This is a genomic window from Pseudomonas sp. LBUM1649, from assembly GCF_059716155.1.
On the sequence record NZ_CP166807.1, the window covers coordinates 1,748,503 to 1,760,838 of the forward strand.

Genomic DNA, 12,336 nt, shown 5'->3' on the forward strand with positions numbered 1-12,336 from the left:
CTGGTTTGACGACTGCTGCGCAGCCGAGCGGGGATAAATCCCCTCGCCACAGGGGTTAGTGCTAGTAAATTAGATATGTAAACGCGACATGGATATGGCGTGTATCGGATAGTTCGCCCTCAAACAGTGCGTTTGTCGCCCAAATTCGTTAGGCTACGCGCCATTTTTGCGTCCGCGGCCCACAAGGCTGCAACGCGCTAAAAGGGTTGGTCCCATACGGACCGACAGCATTTCCCTCACCCATAGGGAAATCCCTCTCTAAATTCCGATTCAGTAGTGTGGTATTTCCTTAATGAAAGTGTTGAAAGGCCAGGACATCCTGGCACTTGGTTTTATGACGTTTGCCCTGTTCGTCGGGGCTGGCAACATCATCTTCCCGCCTATCGTCGGTTTGCAGTCCGGGCCTCACGTCTGGATGGCGGCGCTGGGCTTTCTGATCACTGCAGTCGGTCTGCCCGTGGTCACCGTCGTGGCCCTGGCCAAGGTCGGCGGTGCCATGGATGCGTTGAGCAGTCCGATCGGCAAAATTGCCGGTGGCTTGCTGGCAGCGGCGTGCTACCTCGCCGTTGGCCCGCTGTTCGCGACGCCGCGTACCGCTACCGTGTCGTTCGAAGTCGGCCTGGCGCCATTGACCGGCGAAAGCCCGCTGGCGTTGTTCCTCTACAGTTCGGTGTACTTCCTGGTGGTGTTCTTCATCTCGCTGTACCCGGGCCGTTTGCTGGATACCGTAGGACGTTTCCTCGCACCGTTGAAGATCATCGCCCTGGCCGCTCTCGGCATCGCCGCTTTCGCTTTGCCAGCGGGTGACATTGGCCATGCCACGCCCGAATACGTGGCGGCGCCGTTCTCCCAAGGCTTCATCAATGGTTACCTGACCATGGATACCCTCGGTGCACTGGTGTTCGGCATCGTCATCGTCAATGCCATTCGCTCCCGCGGCGTCGAGTCGCCAGCGCTGATCACTCGTTACGCGATCATCGCCGGTTTGATCGCCGGTGTCGGCCTGGCACTGGTCTACGTCAGCCTGTTCCGCCTGGGTTCGGGCAGCCATGAAGTGGCGGCTGGCGCTACCAACGGCGCGGCGGTCTTGCACGCCTACGTACAGCACACCTTCGGTTCCCTGGGCAGCGGATTCCTTGCGGTGCTGATTTCCCTGGCGTGCCTGGTGACTGCGGTCGGCCTGACCTGCGCCTGCGCCGAGTACTTCAGCCGTGTGCTGCCACTGTCCTACAAGACGCTGGTGATCATCCTCGCGGCATTCTCCCTGCTGGTGTCCAACCTGGGCCTGACCAATCTGATCGCGTTCTCGATCCCGGTACTGACCGCGATCTACCCGCCGTGCATCGCCCTGGTGGCCCTGAGCTTCTGCAAGGACTTCTGGCATGAACAGGGGCGCATTGTCGGCCCGGTAATGCTGGTGTCGTTCATCTTCGGCCTGATCGATGCTCTCAAGGGCGCTGGTCTGGCGGAGTGGATGCCGTCGCAACTGGCCCACTTGCCGTTGAGTGAGCAGGGTCTGGCATGGCTGGTGCCCTCGGTGATGACCCTGGTGGTCGCCGTGGTTTGCGACCGTATGCTGGGCAAGCGCGAAGAAGCGCTGGCTTAAGCTTTACCGGCCCGTCACAAGCGGGCCAGTGAGCAATACCGAAATGCCCCGTATCAATCGATACGGGGCATTTTTTTGTGAGAGATGCGGTGTCTTTTCCGTTGAGCTAACGTCGAACCACTACCTGTAGGAGCAAGGCTTGCCCGCGATGGCGGTATAGCATTCGGTATGTTTGTTGACTGACACACCCCCATCGCGGGCAAGCCTTGCTCCTACAGGGATCATCTATGCCAACGTCTCACAGGGAATTGCATGTCGTTCATCCAAGCCAACCTGATCCACATCCTCGCTGCCATCTGGTTCGTCATCTGCTGGGGCGGTTACACCCGCTATGCGACCTGGAAGGGCCGTGACACAGCCTGCCTGGCCAGCGTGCTGCATCTGTACCGCGAAGACTGGATGCGCCGCATGCTGCTGCGTGACAACCGCATAGCCGATGCCAGCGTGATCGGCAACCTGGAGCGCAATGCGTCGTTCTTTGCCTCCAGCACCCTGATTATCCTGGCCGGCATTCTCACGGTGCTCGGGGCGTCGGAAAGGGCGGTGTCGTTGCTGGCGGATATCCCGATGGTGCAACAGGCGTCCCAGGGTATGTCGGAAATCAAGTTGTTGTGCCTGGCACTGGTATTCGTCTATGCGTTCTTCACGTTCAGCTGGTGCATGCGTCAGTACAACTTCGCGGCCATTCTGGTGGGCTCGGCTCCCATGGTCGGTGAGCGTCATGTGTCGGAGCAGGAGCGCAAAGCCTTTGCCAACCGTGCAGCCCGGGTTATTTCCATGGCCGCCAACCAGTTCAACTTCGGTCTGCGTTCTTACTATTTCGGCATGACCATGCTGGCCTGGTTCGTCAGCCCCTGGTTGTTCATGTTGATGAGTGCCGGTGTCGTGTTCGTGTTGTACCGCCGCGAGTTTCACTCCGACGTTCTTGACGTGATGGTCTATACCCCTACAGAGGCGCCATTGCCCGAGGTGAATAAAGAGGCCGCTTGATGAGTATTCCATTCTGGTGTGTGTTTATCAGTGCCGTGCTGATTTACGTGGCGCGCATGCCCGTGACCACGGCCATGAAAGAGCAGGGCGGTTACAACAATCACCTGCCGCGCCAACAGCAGGCGCAACTTACAGGTCTGGGCGCGCGCGCGGTCGGGGCCCATCAGAACAGCTTCGAAGCCTTCATATTGTTTGCAGTGGGTGTTTTGATGGCCCACACCACGCAAACGGCGGGATGGCTCATCGACTTGCTGGCGATCATCTTTTTGATCGCGCGCGTTATCTACCTGGTGTGTTATTGGAAGGATCTGGCCTGGCAGCGCAGCCTGGTTTGGCTGGTGGGTTTAATCTGCTCGTTGTTGCTGATGATTAGTCCGACTTTTCGAACGATTTTGCTCTAGGGAGTAAATCGCAGATAAAAGAAAACCCGCACTTGGCGGGTTTTCTTTTTCACGCTAAAAACCGAATCAGTTTTTAGGTGCGGCTTCTTTTGCTGCTGCTTCGTTCGATTCAGCCTGAGCTTTGGCAGCTTCGGCGTTTTCTTTCGCCGCTTCGTTCACTTTATCCTGAGCTTCGCTCATTTTTTCCTGTGCTTGCTCAGCATGTTGGGTAGCATCTTGAGCTTTGTCCTCGGATTTTTTATCGCAGGCAGCGAGACCGAGGGAAGCGGTCAACATCAAGGCAATAGCTAAAGTCTTACGCATGGGGTGTTTCTCCTTATGGAAAATTATCTACTGGCCTTAAGAGCACAGCCATCAGGGTTAAGTTCCACAAATCCGTCAGATATATAAGTTTGTTCTAACGCGGAACTTTTACCCGCACCTCGACTACATTGAATAACTATAAACAAGAGTCTTTATCAAATGGCCGAAAACCCCGTTTTTGAGCGTGCGACCCGATTTCTGTCGGCACTGCGACATTGTCAGGTGCTCGGTTTGCGAGTTCACAGCGCCAGTGCCGAAGGGCTCACGGTGGTGCTGCCCTACAGCCCGCAGATCGTCGGCAACCCCCAGACTGGCGTGATTCACGGCGGCGTGCTGACCACATTGATGGACACCGCTTGTGGCATGTCTACCCTCTGCGTGCTGCCGGAGTTCGAAGTCTGCCCGACCCTCGACTTGCGCATCGACTACATGCACGCTGCCGAACCGCATAAGGATGTCTACGGTTTTGCCCAGTGCTACCGGGTGACCACCGACGTGATCTTTGCCCGCGGCTTTGCCTATCAGGATGATCCCGAGCAGCCCATAGCCCATGTCGTGGGCACGTTTATGCGCATGGGCAAAGGCATCAAAGGCACCAAAGGTTTTGGCGGCGCCATCGCCGGAGGTGCGAAATGAGCGAGTCGTTCAAGGAACAACTGCAACAGGCCCATGAGCAGGGCGAGTACGCCCCGCTGTTGAACTTGATCCCCTACGCCAGATTGATTGGCGTGGAATGCTCGCGGGTGGGGGATGAGTTGCTGTTTCGCCTGCCGGCCAACAAGGACAACATTGGCAACCCTTTATTGCCGGCCATCCATGGCGGCGTGATTGCCGGTTTCATGGAGTTGTCCGCCGCGCTGCACCTGCTGGTGGCTACCGGTTCGCCGGGCATACCGAAGATCATCGACTTCTCCCTCGATTACCTGCGCGCCGGGCAGTTTCGTGATACCTGGGCTCGCTGCCAGGTATGTCGCCAGGGTCGCCGGGTCGCCAACGTGGCGATTACCGCGTGGCAAAGCACTGAAGCCGAACCCATTGCCACGGCCCGGGCGCATTTCAAACTCGATGAGCCCTTGAAATCCTGAATGGAGCCCCCAACTCTGATGACAACCCGCCGCCGACCCTCAAGGTCGTGGCTTATGCCATCTGATTGGAGTTTGATGACCATGAGTGTGGAAACTCAAAAGGAAACCCTGGGCTTCCAGACCGAGGTGAAGCAACTGCTGCACCTCATGATCCATTCGCTGTATTCCAACAAGGAAATTTTCCTTCGCGAACTGATCTCGAACGCCTCTGACGCTGTAGACAAATTACGCTTCGAAGCGCTGTCCAGGCCTGAATTGCTGGAAGGTGGCGCCGAACTGAAAATCCGTGTGAGCTTCGACAAGGACGCTAAAACCGTCACCCTCGAAGACAACGGCATCGGCATGAGCCGTGAAGACGCGATCACCCACCTGGGCACCATCGCCAAATCCGGTACCGCCGATTTCATGAAGCACCTGACGGGCGACCAGAAGAAGGACTCGCACCTGATCGGTCAGTTCGGTGTTGGTTTCTACTCTGCCTTCATCGTCGCCGACAAAGTCGACGTGTTCAGCCGTCGTGCCGGCAGCGATACCAGCGAAGGCGTGCATTGGTCGTCCAAAGGTGAGGGCGATTTCGAAGTCGCAACCATCGAGAAGGCCGATCGAGGCACGCGTATCGTCCTGCACCTGAAATCCGGTGAAGACGAGTTCGCCGATGGCTGGCGCCTGCGCAACATCATCAAGAAGTACTCCGACCACATCGCTTTGCCGATCGAGTTGCCGAAAGAAATGGCAGCCGTTGAAGGCGAGGAGAAGCCAGCCGTTGAGTGGGAAACCGTCAACCGCGCCAGCGCTCTGTGGACGCGTCCGCGTACCGAAATCAAGGACGAGGAATACCAGGAGTTCTACAAGCACATCGCCCACGATTTCGAAAACCCGCTGAGCTGGAGCCACAACAAGGTCGAAGGCAAGCTGGAATACAGCTCGCTGCTGTACGTGCCGGCCCGTGCTCCATTCGACCTGTACCAGCGTGAAGCGCCGAAAGGCCTGAAGCTGTACGTACAGCGCGTATTCGTCATGGATCAGGCCGAATCGTTCCTGCCGCTGTACCTGCGCTTCATCAAAGGCGTGGTCGATTCCAACGACCTGTCGCTGAACGTGTCGCGGGAAATCCTGCAGAAAGACCCGATTATCGACTCCATGAAGTCGGCGCTTACCAAGCGCGTTCTGGACATGCTGGAAAAACTGGCGAAGAACGAGCCAGAGCAATACCAAGGCTTCTGGAAAAACTTCGGCCAGGTCATGAAAGAAGGCCCGGCAGAAGACTTCGCCAACAAAGAGAAAATCGCCGGCCTGTTGCGTTTCGCATCGACCAATGGTGATGACGGCGAACAGGTTGTCGGCCTGGCCGAGTACCTGGCACGCGCCAAGGAAGGTCAGGACAAGATTTACTACCTGACCGGCGAAACCTACGCGCAGGTCAAGAACAGCCCGCACCTGGAAGTCTTCCGCAAGAAAGGCATCGAAGTGCTGCTGTTGACTGACCGTATCGACGAATGGCTGATGAGCTACCTCAGCGATTTCGACGGCAAGAGCTTTGTCGACGTGGCGCGCGGTGATCTGGACCTGGGCAACCTGGACTCGGAAGAGGACAAGAAAGCCGCGGAAGAAGTCGCCAAGTCCAAAGAAGGTCTGGTCGAGCGTCTGAAGACTGCGCTGGGCGAATCCGTTGCTGAAGTGCGGGTTTCCCATCGCTTGACCGATTCCCCGGCGATCCTGGCCATCGGCGAGCAGGACCTGGGCTTGCAGATGCGTCAGATCCTCGAAGCCAGCGGGCAGAAGGTTCCGGATTCGAAACCGATCTTCGAATTCAACCCGGCTCACCCACTGATCGAGAAGCTCGACAACGAGCAGAGCGACGAGCGCTTCGGCGATCTGTCGCACATCCTCTTCGATCAGGCGGCCCTGGCGGCCGGCGACAGCTTGAAAGACCCGGCGGCCTATGTGCGCCGTCTGAACAAGCTGCTGGTTGAGCTGTCGGCTTAACGGCGTTGTAGAAAAACCCGCTTCGGCGGGTTTTTTCATTCTGGTGTTTAAAAATCAGGAGTCAGAAATGAGCCAAATCACTGTACGTTCTGTTGCCTATCAGATTGACGGCCAGCCCTACGAAAGCCGCGTGGCCTTCGACGCTGACCACAAGGGCCCGCGTCCGGGTTTGTTGATGGCACCGAACTGGATGGGCGTGGGTGCCGGTGCCGAGGAGATCGCCAAGTCGGTCGCGGCCAAGGGCTATGTGGTGCTGATCGCGGACCTCTACGGCCAATCGGTGCGTCCGCAGAACAACGATGAGGCAGGTGCGGCAATGATGCCGCTGAAGAATGACCGGCCGTTGCTGCGCAAGCGCATGCAAGTGGCGTTCGAGCAGTTGCAAAGCCAGGGTGAGGCAGCCGTCGATACGTCGAAGCTGGCCACCTTCGGTTTCTGTTTCGGTGGTTGCTGCGCACTGGAGTTCGCCCGAACGGGTGCGCCAGTGAAGGCGGCGGTGTCGTTCCACGGCACCCTTGATACGCCAGACGTCAACGATGCGAAAAACATCAAGGGTTCGGTGCTGGTGCTGCATGGCGGTTCGGATCCATTGGTGCCCAAAGAGCAACTGCCGGCGTTTGAAGATGAAATGAATGCCGCCGGTGTGGATTGGCAGCTGCTGAGCTACGGCGGCGCGTTCCATTCGTTCACAGATCCGCACGCCAATGTGCCGGGGATGATGATGTATGACGCCAAGGTTGCCGCCAGGGCGTTCACGTCGATGCACAACCTGCTGGATGAAGTGTTCAAGGGCTGATTGCCCCGAAGTCCGATCGTTCCCACGCTCTGCGTGGGAATGCCTCATTGGACGCTCTGCGTCCGCTTCGGCAGGGACGCGGAGCGTCCCGGGCTGCATTCCCACGCAGAGCGTGGGAACGATCATCATCACAGCGGGGTTGGCTCGTTTCGTCCACTTGGCAATTCAATCCTCTCAACTTCCCCGGGCACCGTCGGCCAATCCCCGGCCGCCCAGCGCCTGCGCGCTTCGTCAATCAATGCCGGGTCGCTGGCCACGAAATTCCAGTTGATCCGTCGCGGTCCATCCAGCGGCGCGCCACCGAACAACACCGCATGACAGTCGCTCTCGGCGAACAATGTCATCTCTTCCCCGGGCGGCAACACCACCAGCGAATGCGGTTCTACCGCCTCGCCATCCAGCTGCACTTCACCGCTCAACACATACAGCGCGCGCTCTTCATGCTCGGTGGGGATCAGCAAGGTCGTCGCCGTTTGCAGGTTCAATTCGGCATACAGCGTCGCAGACAGTACCGGCACTGGCGATTCCAGGCAAAAGCCTGAGCCTGCGATCATGCGGATCTTCACCCCGAGGTTTTCGCTGACCGGCAAGGTGGTCGCCGGGTGGTGACTGTAGTGACCTGGGCCCTGTTCCTGGTCTTTTGGCGACGCCAGCCAGATCTGCAAGCCGTGCATCGTGAAGCCGCTTTCTTTTAGCGCTGCGGGTGTGCGCTCGACATGGGCGATCGCGCTACCAGCGGTCATCCAGCTGACATCACCGGCATTGACCACCTGATCCGAGCCGAGGCTGTCCTTGTGCTGCAACTGGCCTTCAAAGAGGTAGGTGAGGGTGGAGAGACCGATGTGCGGATGCTGGCGAATGTTCATGCCTTCTCCCGCGGCGTAGCGGGTTTGCAGCATGTGGTCGAAAAACACGAAGGGCCCGACATTGCGGCATTTGGCTGATGGCAACGGGCGAAGAATCGGCTGGCCTTCGACATCTTCGGCGCGGGGGCGGATCACGAGCGGAGTGTTCATGGTGCGTTCCAGGCTGGGCGGGTGATGCGGTCGAGCATAACCCGCTTGCGCAGCCCTTGCCGCTATTGGCTGAACGCGCCTTCGGAGAGATGGGTTTCGATGCTGACTTCACTGCTGGTCATCAGCTTGTGAACCGGGCAGCGGTCGGCTACACGGTGCAACTCATCGCGCTGGGCGTCGGTGAGCACGCCCTTGAGGGTCAGTTTCACATGCAGGACATATTTACCTTTCTGTTCTTCACTGTTGTCGCGTTTGACCTCCACGCCAACACCTGTCAGCGGAATGTCCTTTTTCTTCGCGTACATCTTCAAGGTCAGGGCCTTGCAGGCGCCCAGTGCGGCATCGAAGTAATCGTGTGGTTCCGGGGCCGAACCTTCGCCGCCAGCGGATAGCGGGGCATCGGCAAAGAGTTCGTGGTCATCGATCTGCACGGTATGGCGAAAACCTTCGGCGGAAACGGTGTTGACGGTAACGGTCATGGGTAACCTCGCAAGCGACGGGAAAAGTCATTCGATCAAAAAAGACCTTGAAGGTATAGAGCACTGCGCCTGTTGTGCGTTCCTGTTTTTTTCGGTGGGAATCTGAAGATCAAAAAAAGCCCCGCATTTACGTAATGCTGTTCACTTTAGGTTGGCGGCTGCAGGTGCATATTTGGCTTGGGTGAATATCCGTTGCTGCGGTAAGGGCCACTGGCGGTTTCGCTCTTACAGCGAGTCACTTGGAAAAGCCTGTAGATACTCTGTTCACGGTCAAGCTTTCGCGAGATGTTTTTTGCTAAAAAGCTTGGCCGTATTAAATTCTTCTCCAGAGCGCATGCATGCCCATAACCCGGTTAGGTATTTGCGCATGACCGCGCCGATGGCCTGCATTTTCTTCTTGCCGCGCGCTACCAGTGCCTCGTAGAAGGCCTTCACATTCTCATCACAACGGATTGCCGTCATCGCCGGCATGAACATCGCTGCACGCAAGTAAGCATTACCGCACTTGGACATTCGTCCTGGCCGGTTCACGCTGGTGCCTGACTGGGTCAGTCTGACATCCAGGCCTGCATAGCGGCTTACCTGTGCCGATTTAAGCGTCACTGGAAGGGTCGTCAGCTCAGCCAGTGCGGCGATGGCCGAGGCCTCTCCAACGCCGGGCGCCGCCATCATGCAGCGAAATTGCAGGCTCAGATCAGGGCATTTGGCGATGGCGTCGCGCGCAGCCTGTTTTAATCGATCGATTCGAGCGTCCAACGCGCTTATCGCGTCTTTCTCATCCTCGATCAGCAGTGCGATGCTCGTTTCTGTCGCTTGTAGCGCATGCAGCTCGTTCTTGGCTCGCGTCCGATGGCCAATCAGTCGGTTGATGTGGCGACCAATCGCACGCAGCATCATCTGTTCCGCAGTGGGCGGGACCCACAGCCTAGGCTCCATACGCTCGCCGTATTCGGCCAGCAGTTGGGCATCGATCTGGTCAGTCTTGCTGTTTTGCAACATCAGCTTGGCAAAGTTGTGGAAGCTTTTGGGGTTGATCACCGAGACCGGCAAGCCGGCGGCGTGCAATTCCCGGGGGTTCCATCGCAAGATCCAGGTAGTAAATACCGGTAGCCTCCATGACAACGCTCAGCGGCTTGAGACGTAGCAGCTTTTCCACAGCGGCCTTGCGACCTTTGGGCGTGTGCAGAATGTCTCCATTGCCTGCTGCTTTGCCGTTCTGCCGCCATCCCATGGCTGAACTGCGAGCACTGATATCTATGCCGACATGCGCATTCATTGCTTTTCACTTCCTTGGCTTTAGGTAAGATTGCACCTGGTTCCCCCGACCTCGAACTTCATGCCACTGCAACCTTGTAATGCGAAGTCCGACTTGTCGGCTTCTCGATACTCTTCGTGGTGGGCAATGAGGCGGGGGGGCCTCTCTACAGACAAGGTCAGGAGCAAATCCTGCCTTCAGGAGCGATCGGCCTCCCCCAGAAACGTACTTGCTGTTGAATGAATCCTTGAGCGTAACCTCTCTCATGGAATCAAGGTCAACATACAAGGAGCGAGCAGGCTCGCGATGGAGGTCAACGATGACGCGGGGAGCCTGACACCCCGCGGTGCTCTCAGGTTTTTCGCGAGCATGCTCGCTCCTACAGAGCCCGCCGCGATGGGCCATCCTTGGCCCAGCGCGGCTAAACCGGCATCCATGGCGGTTTACCCACTGCGCAGAACCGGAACGAAGCCTCTCGAGGGGGCAAGAAAATCAAAAGCCAAAGCAAACGCGAGGCGGCCTGACAGCCGACCTAATTGGGGGCACGTATTCCCCCTGTAGGAGCGAGCCTGCTCGCGAAAAACGTATGGGCAACGCAGGTATTCAGACACCCCGCGTCATCGTTGACGTCCATCGCGAGCAAGCATCGCTCCTACAGGGAAACGTGTTCACTTGAAGTCAGGTCGGCTCTCAGGCCGCCTCGCTTTGCTTTTGATCGCGAGCGCCCCGTTAAACCACGATGGCCGAACGCAGGCATTGCGTAGTGGGTAAACCGGCAGGACGCCGGTTTAGCCGCGCTGGGCCAGGGATGGCCCATCGCGGCGACCCACGGAGCAATGCCGGAGAGAGGGCATGCCGAGCCACAGCGAGGCACCGAGTGGTGGGGCAAAGCCTTTTGGTTCCCTTTTTGGCGTTTGAAAAAGGGACTCGCCGTAAGGGCGAAACCCTAAGTGGCCGTTACCGCAGGAATGGATATCCCCCCAATCCAGTTCTTAACTACAACCCCATGCTTAAGTGAACAGCATTGCCGCATGGGCGGTGGCTGATCAGCTGCCTTTGACAGGCTTGCCGTTGACCTTGCCGTCGAGGAGCATGATGTTGTACTCCTTACCGTCGGTTTCGACCTGTTGCAGGCGAACCAGCAGATAATCCCAATCCTTGGCGAACCACAGCACGGTGATGCGCTTGCTTTGTGTCGGGTCGCGCACGCGTTCGACCTTGATCGCGTCGATCTGGCCAGCCTTGGTGTCGACTTTTTCCGAACCCAGCACGCGGAAGTCATAGGTATCGACTTCGCCATCATCGACAACCTGATAGCTCATGCTTTTCTTGCCGGCGGCCACGTCATGCTGCAGCGCCAGCTGATAGGTGGATTTGTCGAGCATGCCGCGGTTGAGCGGGATATTGACCGCGTCACCACGATCGGTACCGGTAACCTTCTTGGCGGTCCAGTCGAAGTCCAGGTCGGCTTTCTTGGCTTTGCCCAGGCCGCCACGCTCGAAGTGGTAGGACTGTGGCAGCAAAGTGTCCTTGTCGACGGTCAGGGTGCTTTCTTCGGACAGGCTGGCGATCATCATCGAAGCCTTGAAGTTGAGCTTCCAGACGCCGTTGGCTTCCTTGGTCAGGCTGCGTTCAGCCGTGCCGCTCATGGGCAACTGCTTCCAGTCGGCGGTGTAGCTGGCGGAGAAAGGTTGAAGGTCTGCAGCCTGTGCGAAGGGCACGGCGAGCAGAGCACAAGCGAAGAGCAGGGCGCGACGCATAAAATCTCCTAGGTTCGAATCAAGTGGCCGCTGGGCGCAAGCAACTGTCCATCCAGTAAAGCACCTTGTTCGCCGAGGGATAGCCGGCCTTCGGCAAACCAGCGTACGGCCATGGGGTAGATCAGGTGTTCCTGCACATGGACCCGCTGCGCCAGGCTCTGCGGCGAGTCGTGCAACTCTACCGGTATTACTGCTTGTACGACCAGTGGTCCGCCATCGAGTTCCTCGGTGACGAAGTGCACGGAGCAGCCGTGTTCGGCGTCACCGGCCTCCAGCGCGCGCTGATGAGTGTGTAACCCTTTGTATTTGGGTAGCAGCGAGGGATGGATATTGAGCAGGCGACCCGCGTAGTGGCGTACGAAGTCGGCGCTGAGAATGCGCATGAATCCGGCCAGTACCACGAGTTTGGGATTGAAGGCGTCGATGAGTTCGATCAGCGCGGCGTCGAAGGCCTCGCGGCCTTCGAAAGCCTTGTGATCCAGGGTGCGGGTGTCGATACCCGCGTCCCTGGCGCGTTGCAGGCCATAAGCGTCGGCGCGGTTGGAAATCACCGCAGCGACGCGGGCCGGGCTGTCGCCGGTCCGCGTGCTGTCGATCAAGGCCTGCAAGTTACTTCCGGTGCCGGACAACAGCACCACGACATCACAGGTCTGGGACAT

The 12,336-nt window shown here is 58.1% G+C and carries 12 protein-coding genes and 1 pseudogene; 7 read left to right on the plus strand and 6 right to left on the minus strand.

Features of this window, described 5'->3' with window-relative positions:
* Positions 1 to 292: 292 nt before the first annotated feature.
* The 3 genes from brnQ (at position 293) to ACA058_RS08095 (ending at position 2,997) form a co-directional block, all read left to right on the plus strand.
* On the plus strand, positions 293 to 1,606 hold the full coding sequence (gene brnQ / locus ACA058_RS08085) for a branched-chain amino acid transport system II carrier protein (RefSeq protein WP_497638619.1): 1,314 nt from the start codon (positions 293 to 295) through the stop codon (positions 1,604 to 1,606).
* 252 nt (positions 1,607 to 1,858) lie between these two features.
* Positions 1,859 to 2,596, plus strand: a complete 738-nt coding sequence (locus ACA058_RS08090; protein WP_180202787.1) for a DUF599 domain-containing protein — start codon at positions 1,859 to 1,861, stop codon at positions 2,594 to 2,596.
* Entirely contained in the window at positions 2,596 to 2,997 is a 402-nt protein-coding gene (locus ACA058_RS08095) for an MAPEG family protein (RefSeq protein WP_497638620.1), read from the plus strand. Before ACA058_RS08090 ends, ACA058_RS08095 begins: the two co-directional genes overlap by 1 nt.
* A 66-nt stretch (positions 2,998 to 3,063) precedes the next feature.
* Here the strand turns inward: ACA058_RS08095 and ACA058_RS08100 are convergent, their stop codons facing one another.
* The gene (locus ACA058_RS08100; RefSeq protein WP_497638621.1) at positions 3,064 to 3,300 is read right to left on the minus strand and encodes a hypothetical protein; all 237 of its coding nucleotides are present in this window, start codon (positions 3,298 to 3,300) and stop codon (positions 3,064 to 3,066) included.
* A gap of 159 nt (positions 3,301 to 3,459) precedes the next feature.
* Between ACA058_RS08100 and ACA058_RS08105 the strand changes: the two genes are divergently transcribed.
* From ACA058_RS08105 to ACA058_RS08120, 4 genes are all read left to right on the plus strand, one after another.
* Positions 3,460 to 3,936, plus strand: a complete 477-nt coding sequence (locus ACA058_RS08105; RefSeq protein WP_497638622.1) for a PaaI family thioesterase — start codon at positions 3,460 to 3,462, stop codon at positions 3,934 to 3,936.
* Complete coding sequence (locus ACA058_RS08110) at positions 3,933 to 4,385, plus strand: PaaI family thioesterase (protein ID WP_497638623.1); 453 nt, start codon at positions 3,933 to 3,935, stop codon at positions 4,383 to 4,385. Before ACA058_RS08105 ends, ACA058_RS08110 begins: the two co-directional genes overlap by 4 nt.
* 81 nt (positions 4,386 to 4,466) lie before the next feature.
* A complete protein-coding gene (gene htpG / locus ACA058_RS08115; RefSeq protein ID WP_497638624.1) occupies positions 4,467 to 6,371 on the plus strand; it encodes a molecular chaperone HtpG in 1,905 nt (634 codons plus the stop codon).
* Positions 6,372 to 6,438: 67 nt separating this feature from the next.
* Positions 6,439 to 7,167: a dienelactone hydrolase family protein gene (locus ACA058_RS08120; RefSeq protein WP_497638625.1), complete on the plus strand. Its 729-nt coding sequence runs from the start codon at positions 6,439 to 6,441 to the stop codon at positions 7,165 to 7,167.
* Between the two features lie 128 nt (positions 7,168 to 7,295).
* Here ACA058_RS08120 and ACA058_RS08125 read toward each other — a convergent pair whose 3' ends face one another.
* The 5 genes and pseudogenes from ACA058_RS08125 to purN form a co-directional block, all read right to left on the minus strand.
* Positions 7,296 to 8,183: a pirin family protein gene (locus ACA058_RS08125; protein WP_497638626.1), complete on the minus strand. Its 888-nt coding sequence runs from the start codon at positions 8,181 to 8,183 to the stop codon at positions 7,296 to 7,298.
* A gap of 62 nt (positions 8,184 to 8,245) precedes the next feature.
* Positions 8,246 to 8,662 (minus strand): OsmC family protein, encoded by a 417-nt coding sequence (locus ACA058_RS08130; protein WP_497638627.1) that lies wholly within the window; start codon positions 8,660 to 8,662, stop codon positions 8,246 to 8,248.
* Between the two features lie 270 nt (positions 8,663 to 8,932).
* Positions 8,933 to 9,938: pseudogene (locus ACA058_RS08135) on the minus strand (IS110 family RNA-guided transposase).
* 1,025 nt (positions 9,939 to 10,963) lie between these two features.
* The gene (locus ACA058_RS08140; protein ID WP_497638628.1) at positions 10,964 to 11,677 is read right to left on the minus strand and encodes a DUF3108 domain-containing protein; all 714 of its coding nucleotides are present in this window, start codon (positions 11,675 to 11,677) and stop codon (positions 10,964 to 10,966) included.
* 8 nt (positions 11,678 to 11,685) lie between these two features.
* Positions 11,686 to 12,336 carry a phosphoribosylglycinamide formyltransferase gene (purN, locus tag ACA058_RS08145; protein ID WP_497639878.1) on the minus strand — a complete coding sequence of 217 codons (651 nt, stop codon included), beginning with the start codon at positions 12,334 to 12,336 and terminating at the stop codon, positions 11,686 to 11,688.

Bases quoted from the DNA above. Each gene is read 5' to 3' on its own strand.
- ACA058_RS08120 (WP_497638625.1), top strand. From the start codon at position 6,439: ATGAGCCAAATCACTGTACGTTCTGTTGCCTATCAGATTGACGGCCAG.
- ACA058_RS08105 (WP_497638622.1), top strand. From the start codon at position 3,460: ATGGCCGAAAACCCCGTTTTTGAGCGTGCGACCCGATTTCTGTCGGCA.
- ACA058_RS08125 (WP_497638626.1), bottom strand. From the start codon at position 8,183: ATGAACACTCCGCTCGTGATCCGCCCCCGCGCCGAAGATGTCGAAGGC.
- ACA058_RS08140 (WP_497638628.1), bottom strand. From the start codon at position 11,677: ATGCGTCGCGCCCTGCTCTTCGCTTGTGCTCTGCTCGCCGTGCCCTTC.
- ACA058_RS08100 (WP_497638621.1), bottom strand. From the start codon at position 3,300: ATGCGTAAGACTTTAGCTATTGCCTTGATGTTGACCGCTTCCCTCGGT.
- brnQ (WP_497638619.1), top strand. From the start codon at position 293: ATGAAAGTGTTGAAAGGCCAGGACATCCTGGCACTTGGTTTTATGACG.
- ACA058_RS08110 (WP_497638623.1), top strand. From the start codon at position 3,933: ATGAGCGAGTCGTTCAAGGAACAACTGCAACAGGCCCATGAGCAGGGC.
- ACA058_RS08090 (WP_180202787.1), top strand. From the start codon at position 1,859: ATGTCGTTCATCCAAGCCAACCTGATCCACATCCTCGCTGCCATCTGG.
- ACA058_RS08095 (WP_497638620.1), top strand. From the start codon at position 2,596: ATGAGTATTCCATTCTGGTGTGTGTTTATCAGTGCCGTGCTGATTTAC.
- ACA058_RS08130 (WP_497638627.1), bottom strand. From the start codon at position 8,662: ATGACCGTTACCGTCAACACCGTTTCCGCCGAAGGTTTTCGCCATACC.
- htpG (WP_497638624.1), top strand. From the start codon at position 4,467: ATGAGTGTGGAAACTCAAAAGGAAACCCTGGGCTTCCAGACCGAGGTG.
- purN (WP_497639878.1), bottom strand. From the start codon at position 12,336: ATGTCCCAGACCTGTGATGTCGTGGTGCTGTTGTCCGGCACCGGAAGT.